The 11,451-nt window shown below is 69.8% G+C and carries 10 protein-coding genes and 1 pseudogene; 7 read left to right on the top strand and 4 right to left on the bottom strand.

The features are described 5' to 3' along the window. Window positions 1-2 precede the first annotated feature (2 nt). The 3 genes from fabG to AB0I77_RS32005 all read left to right on the top strand — a co-directional run bounded on the left by fabG (window position 3) and on the right by AB0I77_RS32005 (window position 2,556). A complete protein-coding gene (gene fabG / locus AB0I77_RS32015; RefSeq protein WP_363286213.1) occupies window positions 3-722 on the top strand; it encodes a 3-oxoacyl-ACP reductase FabG in 720 nt (239 codons plus the stop codon). A gap of 113 nt (window positions 723-835) precedes the next feature. Next, on the top strand, window positions 836-1,471 hold the full coding sequence (locus AB0I77_RS32010) for a DUF3558 family protein (RefSeq protein WP_363286212.1): 636 nt from the start codon (window positions 836-838) through the stop codon (window positions 1,469-1,471). Between the two features lie 185 nt (window positions 1,472-1,656). Then, window positions 1,657-2,556, top strand: coding sequence for a hypothetical protein (locus tag AB0I77_RS32005; protein ID WP_363286211.1), 900 nt, complete (start codon window positions 1,657-1,659; stop codon window positions 2,554-2,556). On the opposite strand, the gene AB0I77_RS32000 is transcribed toward AB0I77_RS32005, so the two are convergent. Both AB0I77_RS32000 and AB0I77_RS31995 read right to left on the bottom strand, forming a co-directional pair. After that, on the bottom strand, window positions 2,547-3,242 hold the full coding sequence (locus tag AB0I77_RS32000; RefSeq protein ID WP_363286210.1) for an alpha/beta hydrolase family protein: 696 nt from the start codon (window positions 3,240-3,242) through the stop codon (window positions 2,547-2,549). The two genes, AB0I77_RS32005 and AB0I77_RS32000, sit on opposite strands and share 10 nt — an antisense overlap. A 44-nt stretch (window positions 3,243-3,286) precedes the next feature. Further along, window positions 3,287-3,988, bottom strand: coding sequence for a TetR/AcrR family transcriptional regulator (locus tag AB0I77_RS31995; protein WP_363286209.1), 702 nt, complete (start codon window positions 3,986-3,988; stop codon window positions 3,287-3,289). A gap of 140 nt (window positions 3,989-4,128) precedes the next feature. On the opposite strand from AB0I77_RS31995, the gene AB0I77_RS31990 reads away from it, so the two are divergent. The 3 genes from AB0I77_RS31990 (at window position 4,129) to AB0I77_RS31980 (ending at window position 9,486) form a co-directional block, all read left to right on the top strand. Continuing rightward, window positions 4,129-4,836, top strand: a complete 708-nt coding sequence (locus AB0I77_RS31990) for an SDR family NAD(P)-dependent oxidoreductase (protein ID WP_363286208.1) — start codon at window positions 4,129-4,131, stop codon at window positions 4,834-4,836. A gap of 264 nt (window positions 4,837-5,100) precedes the next feature. Further along, window positions 5,101-8,376, top strand: a complete 3,276-nt coding sequence (locus AB0I77_RS31985; RefSeq protein WP_363286207.1) for a GH92 family glycosyl hydrolase — start codon at window positions 5,101-5,103, stop codon at window positions 8,374-8,376. Window positions 8,377-8,652: 276 nt separating this feature from the next. Further along, entirely contained in the window at window positions 8,653-9,486 is an 834-nt protein-coding gene (locus AB0I77_RS31980) for a hypothetical protein (RefSeq protein ID WP_363286206.1), read from the top strand. A gap of 22 nt (window positions 9,487-9,508) precedes the next feature. Here the strand turns inward: AB0I77_RS31980 and AB0I77_RS31975 are convergent, their stop codons facing one another. Then, window positions 9,509-10,396 carry an alpha/beta hydrolase gene (locus AB0I77_RS31975; protein ID WP_363286205.1) on the bottom strand — a complete coding sequence of 296 codons (888 nt, stop codon included), beginning with the start codon at window positions 10,394-10,396 and terminating at the stop codon, window positions 9,509-9,511. 158 nt (window positions 10,397-10,554) lie between these two features. Here AB0I77_RS31975 and AB0I77_RS31970 point away from each other — a divergent pair, with 158 nt between their 5' ends. Then, window positions 10,555-10,896 (top strand): PAS domain-containing protein, encoded by a 342-nt coding sequence (locus AB0I77_RS31970; protein WP_363286204.1) that lies wholly within the window; start codon window positions 10,555-10,557, stop codon window positions 10,894-10,896. Here AB0I77_RS31970 and AB0I77_RS31965 read toward each other — a convergent pair. Next, window positions 10,809-11,392: pseudogene (locus AB0I77_RS31965) on the bottom strand (ATP-binding protein); the annotation flags it as partial. The gene AB0I77_RS31970 and the pseudogene AB0I77_RS31965 sit on opposite strands and share 88 nt — an antisense overlap. Window positions 11,393-11,451: the final 59 nt, after the last annotated feature.

Genomic DNA, 11,451 nt, shown 5'->3' with positions numbered 1-11,451 from the left:
CGATGGCGCAGGCAGCAGCGACCCGTTCAGTCTTCGTGACCGGGGGGAACAGGGGAATCGGGCTGGCCATAGCCCGCCACTTCGCGGCGGCGGGGGATCGGGTCACGGTGACCTACCGAGGTGACGAACCACCCGCTGCCGAGAACTTCCTCGCCGTACGCTGCGATGTGACGGACAGTCAGCAGGTGGACCAGGCCTTCAAGGAGGCCGAGGCGGTCCACGGTCCGGTCACCGTCCTGGTCGCGGGCGCGGGCGCCACCAACGATCGTCTGCTGGTGCGGATGAGCGAGGCGGACTTCACCTCCGTCATCGACACCAACCTCACGGGGGCCTTCCGGGTCGCCCAGCGCGCGGTGCGCGGGATGCTCAGGGAAGGCCACGGCCGTATCGTGCTGATCTCCTCCACGGCGGCGCTGCACGGCGCCCCCGGGCAGACCAACTACGCGGCGGCGAAGGCGGGACTGGTCGGTTTCGCCCGGTCGCTGACCCAGGAACTCGGCCCCCGGGACATCACCTGCAATGTGGTGGCGCCCGGTCTGACCGAGACGGACATGAGCCGTGCGCTCACCGCGGAGCAGCGCCGGGACCTCCTGCGGCAGACTCCGGCCGGACGGCTCGCCCGGCCCGAGGAGGTCGCCGACGCGGTGGCGTTCCTGGCCGGTGCCGGTTATGTGCGCGGCGCGGTGATCCCGATCGACGGAGGCGCCGGGCTGGGGCACTGAGGCCACCACAGAGCTCGGGCACAGCCCAGCAGTCATCCGCCGATGCCAGGAGGAGCAGATGCCAGGAGGAGCATTCGGGACGGGTCCCGGCACGACGCCGCTACCGTGCCGATATGCCGCGATTCGATCTTGATCAGCGTCCCTGGGGCGGGGGCTCCCGCCGAAAAGCCGGACTGGTGCTCGCACTTGCGGTGAGCCTGCTCAGCGCCGGGTGTTCGAGCGGGCAGGGCGCGCCGGGGCCATCGTCCCCCAGTCCGACATCCTCCGCATCCGCCTCCACCTCGTCATCCGCCTCCGCCTCGTCATCCCCCTCTGCCTCGTCCCCGCCCTCCGCCGCACCGCAGCCGAGCAAGTACACCCAGGCGCAGCTGGCGGCGCGGCCGTGCGACGCCCTCGACGGGCGCGACCTCGCCGCCCTCGAAATCAGCGGCCGGGGGGAACAGGAGTCCGGCAAGCAGGGGGCGACGTGCCACTGGAAGTTGGCGGGCCAGAACGTCAGCCTCGCACTGGACCTGCCGCTGTCCTACGCGAAGACCATGACGAAGAACGGGCGCGTCACGCAGGTGCCGGTGGGGCAGCACCAGGCCATCCAGGCCGAATTCCAGAGGATCTGCTTCATCTTCGTCGCGGTGAACGATGTCAATCGCCTGATCGGCACCACGACCATTCCGGAGGCAGGGGTCTCGCAGGACGGCACGTGTCCCGCGGGGGCGTCGGTCGCGGCCGCTGCCCTGACCCACATTCGATGACGTCCTGGCGCGGCCGTACCACGGTGACGGTATCGGCGGCGGCGCTGGCCGTCACGCTGTTCGCCGCGGGATGCTCCGCAGAGGACTCCCCACAGGACAAGGCGTCTGCGGCCACTCCTCCTCGCACCTCGGCCGAATCCACGCCATCCACACCATCCGCACCATCCGCACCCAGCAAAGTCTCCTTGTCCGTCACCCCCGGGGAACTGCGGGGCGCCGACCCCTGCAAGGTGATCGACGAGAAGGTGCTGGCGAAGTTCGGGAAGGTCGAGTACGACCGGGGGATCAGCTACGGCCAGTGCGACATCCAGCTCCACGGACCGGACGACTCGTCCGTCTCGGTCTTCGTGGACCTCCAGTCCGGACCGAGCGACGTGTCCGCGGGCGATCCCGCACCGACGCCCGTCCTAAGGGACGGCGTCACCGTCTACGAGAGCGAGAGCTACGGCGGGCTCACCGGCGACAAGAACTGCACGCGGGATGTGGTGTTGCGGGAAGACGTCGCGGCCGTCTCGATCGGCGTCTACGGCGACGGGCCGGGTAGCCGCGCCTGCACGATCGCCGACACCGCCGCCGCCGACGTCATCCGCCTGCTCAAGTCCGGCGGCCTTCCCTCCGCCCGCCACGCCCCCGACTCGCTGGCGAACCTGGACGCGTGCGAGCTGATCAAGGAGAGCGAGGCGGCACGCGTCCCGGACATCGACCCCGGCGAGGTGCATGCCGAGTTCACCGGCCAGAGCTGCTACTGGGGCCCCGCGAACATCGACGAACCGAATCTGTCCGTCCTCTTCGAGCACCTCGATGACGCGCTGGAGGGACGCCCGCTCACGGTCGGGGGACGCACGGCGGCGGTGAAGTACCGCCCCGCCGATGACGACAGCTGGGCGCTCGGGCCCAGCTTGCCGAGCTGCTCGGTCGACGTCGAGTACGGCGAGGCCGGGCCGACCGCCAAGGGACGTACCGAGGTGGTTTCGGTGGGAGTCACCGGCGACTCGTCGAGGGAGACGCTGTGCTCCCTCGCCCAGGAGCTGGCCCCCAAGGCCCTCGCCCGCCTTCCGGTAGGCCGACCCGGCGATCAGCCGTGAAGGGCGTTGAGGACGGAGGCAAGCTTCTCGGGCGCGCTGATCATTGCCATGTGACCGGTGTCGAGGTCGATGACGTCGGGCCGAAGCAGCGCGATGGATCGCTGCTGGAGTTCCTCGACGTAGCACTGGTCGCGCGTGAGGTGCACGTACGTCCGGGGTATCTCGCGTCTGTAGCCGCTCAGGTCCACGGTCTCGCTGAGCAGGGCGGCCGAATCGTCGGCAAGCCGGTCCAGGGTGGACGTGGCGGTCGCCTCGTCCATGTCGTTGCACAGCATTGCGGCGACGCCCTCGCGGGTCTGGTGGTAGACACCGCCGGCGATGGACTGCTCCACCAGCCCCCGCACTTCGGGATCGATCTGGTCCAGCACCCGGGTTCTGTCCGCCGGCACCACGGCCGACACGAGGACGACGTGGCGGATCCGGTCGGGTATGAGGTCCAGGACGCGCGGGATCGTGACTCCCGCGAAGGAGTGACCGACCAGTACGACGTCCCGCAGGTCCTTTGCCTCGACGTCCTCCCGGACCGCTTCGGCGCAGTCCGCGAGGGTGACCGTGCCCAGGTCGACTGCGGCCCTGCTCCCGTGCCCCGGAAGATCGACTGCCAAAGCTTCCGCACCGAGATGGGGGATCAGCTCGTCCCAGCAGTCCGCACCGAAGCCTGCACCGTGGATGAGAACGAACGCCATGGTTGACCTCCTCGTCAACGACTTTCCCCGAACCTTAAGTGAATTCAGTTCTGTTGTAGAGGCTTGGGACGTGACGAGGCCGGCGTCGGGCCGCCGCGGAGCATGGCCCTGTAGAGGGCGTCGTGCTCGGGTGAGGCGGGCAGGGGGCCGGGGGCGGGGGTCTCGAGGGACTGGATCATCAGGGCGACGACGCGTCGCCAGGCGTCGGGGGCGGCATCGCCGCAGGCATTGACGACGCCGGCGTTGGCCATGTGGATCAGCACCAGGTCCGAGGGGTCGAAGTCCTCGCGCAGGCGGCCGGTGGCCTTGGCGCGGTCGATGAGCCGCACCATGGCCTCGTACGCCTCGTTACGGCGCCGCTCCAGGGCCTTGGCGGTGGGGAAGGTCGTGGTCAGGACGTCGGCGAAGCCGTAGTCGGCGGCCTGCATCGCACAGGCGGCCTCGATGTAGCCGGTGAAACCGTGCCAGGGGTCGGGGTCGTCGAGGCCAACGGCGACCGCGTCGGCGTAGGCGTCCATGCGGTCGAGGAAGACGGCGGAGACCAGGTCCTCCTTCGCGGGGAAGTGGCGAAGGATGGTGGCGATCCCCACCCCTGCCTCGCGGGCCACGGAGGCCATCGAGGCGTTCAGGCCGTCCCGCCCGAACACCGTGCGCCCGGCGGCGATGATCCTCCCCCGGTTGCGCTCGGCGTCACTGCGCAGAGGCGGGGCGGCGGAGTCGTCGGGGGGCTGGGCGCCAGGGTTCATGCGGCGAGTCTAGCAATCGGATTGCCCTATCCATTTTTGGTGGTACGGTTGCCACAGCGAATCGGATAGGCCTATCCGTTTCACGCATCGGAAGCGGATAGACACGGATAGACCTAACGAGGTTTCACGAAAGGATCGCTGTGACCAGCATCGCCATCGTCGGAGCCGGCCCCCAGATGGGCCTGGCCATCGCCCGTACCTTCGGCTCCCAGGGCTTCGACGTCGCCCTGATCTCCCGTAACCGCGAGAAGCTCGACGGTCTTGTCGGCGAGCTCGCTGCCGAGGGCGTCACCGCCGCCGCTTTCCCCGCGGACGTGCTCGACCGCGACGCGCTCACCCAGGCGCTCAAGGACGCCGCCGCACGGTTCGGCGGGATCGAGGTCCTGGAGTACTCCCCGGTGGGGACGTTCGGTGTCACCACGCTGACCGCTCCGGCCACCACCGGACCCTCGGACGTGGAGTTCGAGATGAACTTCCAGCTCTACGGAGCCATCGCCGCCACCAAGGCGGTGCTGCCGGCGATGCGGGAGGCCGGCGCGGGCACCCTGCTCTACACCACCGGCGCCGGCTCGATCTGGCCCGACCCGCGGGTCGCCAACGTCAACGCCGCCGCCGCGGCGCTGCGCAACTGGGCGATGAACCTGCACAAGGAACTGGCCGACGCCGGCGCCGGCATCCAGGCCGCCCACATCGGCATCGACTCGTCGATCGGCGTCTCCGTCATCCCCGGCGTCGAGGCGGCCGAACCCGAGCAGATCGCGCCCCTCTACTGGCAACTGCACACCACCAAGCGCGACGAGGCCGAGCTGGTCTTCCGCCTCGAGGCCGAGGGCTTCCCCCGCCCCTGACACCACGCAGGCCTACTGGGTCACACCACCACCGGACCCTTCACCGAACACACGGAAAACGGCAGGCCCACGTCGAAATGGAGCACATCATGTGGATCTTGATGTCGCTCACGCCTTTTTGTCCGCGAGGCCGATTGGATGCCCATGACTTGCGGGCCCAAACCTGCCCGCAAAGGCGTTCGACGAAAGCGACTTCGCCTTATGCACCCCCCACGCACACTCATCCCGCGCCCGCGTCCGGGCGCGAGGCTCTCCCTTGCCGCCGTGGCCCTCGGGGCCGCCCTCGTCACCCTCGGCGCGTCCGTGCCGACGCAGGCGGCCCCGGCGGACACCAGTGCCGGCAGCGGCACCAGCACCGACCTCGCCCAGTACGTGAACCCCTTCGTCGGCACGAAGGCCGGCGGGCCCGACTTCGGTACCGGCGGCGGTGCCGGCAACACGTTCCCGGGGGCCGTCGCCCCGTTCGGGATGGTCCAGTGGAGCCCGGACACCGACCGTTCCCAGCCGGGCGGTTACCTCTACGACGACGACAAGATCCGCGGCTTCAGCCTGACCCACCTGTCCGGTGCCGGCTGCTACGGCGCCCAGGACCTGCCCTTCATGCCGCACTCGGGACAGGTCACCACCTCCCCCGCCGCCGACCCGGACAGCTACCTGGACGGCTTCTCGCACGACGACGAGAAGGCCTCGCCGGGCTCCTACGGCGTCACGCTCGGCTCCGGAACCAAGGTCGAACTGGCCGCCACGCAGCGGTCGGGCGCCGGGCGGTTCACCTACCCGGAGGGCGACAAGACCGCCTCGCTCCTGGTGAACGTTTCCGGTTCGATCGGCGGTGCGAACGACGCGCAGGCCACCATCAGCGAGGACCGCCGCACGATCAGCGGTTACGTGGCGAGCGGGAAGTTCTGCGGCGGTATCAACCGCTACCGCACGTACTTCTCGGCGACCTTCGACCGCCCCTTCGCCTCCGTGGGCACCTGGCACAACGACTCCGTCACCCCGGGCGACGCAAGCGTGCGCGGCACCGCGCGCCCGAAGGTCGACATGGACAGGACCGACGCGGCGACGGGTGACACGGCCGACGAGAAGGTGGAGCAGAAGTCCGTCAGCGTCTCCGGGCCCGGCTCCGGCGCGTACGTGACCTTCGACACCGCCAAGGACCGCTCGGTCGGCGTCAAGGTGGGTCTGTCGTACGTCAGTGTCGACGGCGCCGCGGCGAACGCGAAGGCCGAGCAGGGGACCTCAGGGTTCGACGACGTGGCCGCACGCGCGCGTGCGGCGTGGAACGAGCGGCTGAACCAGATCCGCGTCCAGGGCGGCACCGACGCGCAGCGGACCACCTTCTACACCGCCCTGTACCACTCGCTGATCCAGCCGAACGTCTTCAGTGACACCGACGGCCAGTACATCGGCTTCGACGGACAGGTCCACCAGGCGGCCAAGGGGCACGTCCAGTACGCCAACTTCTCCGGCTGGGACATCTACCGCTCCGAAGTGCAGCTCCTGGCGCTGCTCGCCCCCAAGGAGGCGGGGGACATCGCGCAGTCGATGTACAACCAGGCCCACCAGGCGGGCGACGTATGGGACCGCTGGTCGGTGAACAACGACTTCAACGGAGTCATGAACGGCGACCCGTACCACTCGATCCTGGCGAGCATGTACGCCTTCGGAGCCACGGGTTTCGACGCGAAGGACGCGCTCGCCTCGATGGTGAAGGGCGCCACGACGGTGCAGCCGTCCAGCGCGCGGTACGTGGAGCGGGACGGGCTCGCCGACTACCAGAAGCTCGGCTACCTGCCGGGCGACCCCTCCACGACCCTGGAGTACACGACCGCCGACTTCGGCATCGCGCAGCTCGCCGGGCGGCTCGGCCAGACCTCAACCCAGTCCGAGTTCATGGGCCGTGCGCAGAACTGGCAGAACCTGTTCAACCCGGCAGGCGACTCCATCCAGCCGCGCAACCGGGACGGTTCCTTCCTGGACTCCTACGATCCGGCGGACTCCAGCTCGTACGTGGAGGGCAACGGCGCCCAGTACCAGTGGATGGTGCCGTACGACCTGAAGGGGCTCTTCGGCGCGGTGGGCGGTGACAAGGCGGCCGTGAAGCGGCTGGACACGTTCTTCACGAAGCTGAACGCCGGCCCCCACGAGCCGTACGCCTTCCTGGGCAACGAGCCGTCCCTGAACTCCCCGTACGCCTACGCCTACGCGGGCGCCCCGTACCGCACACAGGACGTCGTGCGCCGGTCCCTCAACACCCTCTACGGGCCCGGTCCCGACGGTCTGGTGGGCAACGACGACCTGGGCACGATGTCCGCCTGGTACGTCTGGGGCGCGCTCGGCATGTATCCGCAGGTGCCGGGCCGGGCCGAAATGGTCCTGGCCAGCCCGCTGTTCTCGAAGATCACCATCCATCGGGGCAGCGGACAGACCATCACCGTGAACGCGCCCGGCGCCTCGGCGGACACGTACTACACGCAGTCCCTGAAGGTGAACGGCAAGGCGAGCGACCGCGCCTGGCTGCCGGAGTCCTTCGTCACCGACGGCGGCACCCTGGACTACACCCTGGGCACCGAGGCCAACACCTCCTGGGGCAGCGCCGCGGCCGATGCGCCACCGTCCTTCCGCCAGGGCGAGCAGCCGTACTTCACGGGCGTAGGCCCGGCACGCGTACGCGTGCAGCCCGGTGACACCTCCGGGAAGGTGACCGCCACCGTGCGGTCGCTGCGTGACGAGGACAGCACCCTGCACTGGACGGCCGCCCCGCCGGACGGCCTGACGGTCACTCCCGCGGACGGCGATGTCACCGTGCCGGGAGCGGGCGGCACCGGCACCGCCACGTTCACGGTGACGGCCGCCAAGGACGCCGGCAGCGGCTTCCGTACGGTCCCGTTGACGCTGAAGGACGCCTCCGGCACGGCGGTCGCGAAGGCGTCGCTCGCCATCACGGTCGCCCCGCGCGGGAGCCTGCTGTGGTTCCTCGGCAACAACGGGATCTCCGCCGACGACAGCGATCCGACGGGCGACTTCGACGGCGGCGGCGCCAGCTACTCGGCCAAGGCCCTGGCCGACCAGAAGGTCACCCCCGGTTCGACGGTGACCAGCGGGGACTTCGCCTTCACCTGGCCGAAGGTGAACCCCGGCGACCCCGACAACATCGTGGTCGGCGGCGGTGACCAGGTCCTGGACGTGCCCGACACCTCGGCGGGGGCCACGAAGCTCGCCCTGCTGGGCAGCGCGAGCAACGGCCCGAGCACCGGCACGCTCACGCTGACGTACACCGACGGGAGCACCCAGCAGGTGACGGTCGGATTCAGCGACTGGACGCTCGGCGGCGGCGGACAGAAGCCGTCCTACGGCAACACGGTCGCCGTGCGCAGCGCGTACCGGTTCTCCGCGGGCGGCAAGGACGACGTGGACTCGTGCGTGTTCGCGACCGCGCCGATCACGCTGACGGCGGGCAAGAAGCTGGCGAGCGTGACACTGCCGGCGAGCACGAGCGGCGGCAGGATGCACGTGTTCGGCCTGGCTACGGCCTGAGGGCCGGTTGATTCGAGGGCTCGCGTGACGCCGGTCCCCGAGATCCGATCACGGTCTTGGGGACCGGCCGAGGCGGCCGCAATGCGGCACGTCGACGAACCGCCGTCCACAGCCGATGTGTTGCTGTTTCACGGTTGCGCAACGGCGGTGTCCTGAAGGAGAGACGGGCGTGACCTCAGGGCTCCGGGGCTCCTCTTGCCCGGTGCGAGATCGGGAATCCGGCAAAAACGCCGCCGGCTCCCTGCTGCCCCCCCAACCCGGAAGGAACCTCCCTTGATGAACCGCCACCTGCGCAAGGCCGTCGTCGCCACCACCGCGATCACCGCCGGGCTGCTGATGACGGCGTGCCAGAACGGCACCGCGAACAGCTCGTCCGGCAAGAGCGGATCGGACAAGGCGGCGGTCGCGGAGAAGACAGCGGTCGCGGCGAAGGGGTCGGTCGCGAAGAACGCGTCGGACTCCACGAACTCGAAGAACTCCAAGAACTCCAAGAACTCGAAGGGCGTCAGCGGCTCGTTCAAGAACGGCCAGGTCAGCTATCTCGCCCCGGGCAAGTACATCGTGTCCGTACCGGGCAAGAACGACCAGCAGTTCCTGGTGGCCGACGACACCGAGGTCTACGGCACCGGCACGATCTGCGGCGAGGCGGGCGCCAAGGTGGACGCCCCCTGCACACTGGACCAGTTGGAGTCGGCCACCAAGAAGGCCGCCGTGAGCGCCGACGTGGAGATGAGTAACGGCATCGCGACCCTGGTGACCGAGCGGCGTGCCGCCCAGCAGGACACCGGCTCCGGCTCCCGCGAGACCGTCGTCGAGGGCGTCAACAAGGGCAAGGGTGTCGACGGCACCTGGTTCGGCAACGTCTCCTACCTGGCGCCGGGCAAGTACACGGTCTCCGACATGAAGGGCGTCGAGCAGCAGTTCCTCGTCGCCGAGGACACCAAGATCTGGGGCTACGGCGACATCTGCGGCGACACGAACACCGGCGAGGGCGGCCAGGGCGGCACCCAGTGCACCGAGGCCGAGCTGGAGACGGCCGCCAAGAAGGGCTTCACCGCCGAGGTCGTGATCAGCAACGGCATCGCGACCACCGTCCGCGACGACCACTGAGCCGGACCCGCGCCGTCCGGCGTCAGGTGCTGAGCGCGGTGCGCAGCGCGCTGGCCATCAGTTCGATGGCCTCCTTGCCGGCCGGCACCGGGCCGGTGTGGGTGAAGTAGTGGTCGACGCCCTCGAAGACGCGGTGGATGACGGGGACGCCTGCGGCGTCCAGGGCCTTGGCGTAGGCGTCGCCCTCGTCACGCATGCGGTCGTACTCCGCGACGATGACCAGGGCGGGCGGGAGCCCCGCGAGGTCGTCGGCCAGACCGGGAGAGGCGAGGGGATGGGCGCGGTCGGCGGGATCCGGAACGTAGGCGGCGGTGAAGACCCGCATGAGATGGGGGCTGAGCAGCGGCTTGGCGATGGGGGAATGCTTGGTGGCGGGGTCGGCGACCAGGTCGAGCGGTGCGGAGTCGATGATCTGCAGCCGGGGCGAGAAAGTGCCCCGGTCCCGGGCCGTGCGGCAGACCGCGGCGGTCAGGTTGGCCCCGGCGCTGTGTCCGCCCACGGCGAGTCGTGAGCCGTCCCAGTCGTTGGCGGGACCGTTCTCGACGATCCACGCCGTGACGTCGTATGCCTGGGTGACGGGTGCGGGAAACGTCCGCTGCGGGGCGACGGCGTAGTCCACGTTGATCACGACACAGCCGGCCGTGGCGGCTATGTAGCGGCAGATGTGGTCGTCCTGCTCAGGGCGGCCGACGACAAAGCCGCCACCGTGGAAGTTGACGTACACCGGGGCGGGGACGCCGGTGGCAGGCGGGCGGTAGACGGTGCAGGTCACCGGTCCGGCGGCGGTCTCCACCTGGAGGGATTCGACGCGCTTGGGGATGTCGGTGAAGCGCAGGTCGTTGTGCACGCGGGCCATCATGCCGCCGAGCAGCAGCTGTATCCCCCTGGCCTGGATTCTGGTGAAGGGCATCGTCCGACCCTCAATCGTTGTAACTTTAAATTAACAGGATTCCTGATGATGGACCGCTCGTCTGGATTACGCAATGCCTGCGAGTGCGTGGTGTGGCCGTCTGAGCCAGACTGAAGCGAGGCATGACCTCGTCAGGGTGTGGGTGAGGAGGATCAGGCGTGGGCTTTGACCGGCTTCCGCTCAGGTGGCTCTTCGCAGGTGCTGAGGATGTGCTGCTGTCCGCGCTGGCGGACGCGCCCGGGGAGGCGGTGGAGCAGGCCCACGAGTACGGGATCCTGCGGAGCATCCTGGACAGTACGTCTGCTTCGGTGGCTGTGATGGACCAACAGTTGCGCTACCGGTACGTCAACGCCGCCATGGCCCGGATGGGCGGGGTGCCCCCCTCGGCGTTCCACGGCCGGACCATGGCCGGGCGGGCGCCGAGCAGGCGGGCCTGGCCGGTCGCGATGGTCAGGCCCAGGCCGGTGCCGCCGGTGAGGGAGCCCGTGCGGAAACGCTGAGGGCCGGAGGTGTGCAGCACGGCGAGCAGGTCGGGCGGGAAGCCGGGCCGTGGTCGCGGACCCGGACGACCGGGCCGTCGACCTCCACTTCCACGGGTGCGGCGCCGTGCCGCAGGGCGTTGGCGGACAGGTAGGCCAGGATGCGTTCGACGCGGCGCGGGTCGGTCGCCACGACCGCGTCCGCCGTGACCCGCACACGCACACCCACCCGCTCCCGCACGTCATCGAGTCCGGCAACCCCGCGCCGGGCCATCGCGCTCACCTCGCGCTGCTCGGTGTCCACTGCCGCCGCCTGAGAGTCCAGGCGGGCCACCTCCAGGACGTCCTCGACCAGCCCGCGCAGCCTGTGCACGCTGCCCGCCACCAGCTCCGACGCCCGGCCGGGCGGCAGCAGGCCGACCTCTGTCGACATGCCCGCGACCAGGGTGCGCAACTCGTGCGCGATGTCGGCGGTCACCCGGCGTTCCGTTTCCAGACGGGCACCGAGCGCGTCCGCCCGCCGCTCCCGTGGCCAGCAGAGTCCGGTCGAGCGCGGCCAGGGACCGCTCCTCGGGG

This window comes from Streptomyces sp. NPDC050619 (assembly GCF_040654815.1).
Classification (GTDB): domain Bacteria; phylum Actinomycetota; class Actinomycetes; order Streptomycetales; family Streptomycetaceae; genus Streptomyces.
The sequence above is the reverse complement of the archived record's forward strand: the minus strand, read 5'-3'. Positions and strand labels throughout refer to the sequence as shown.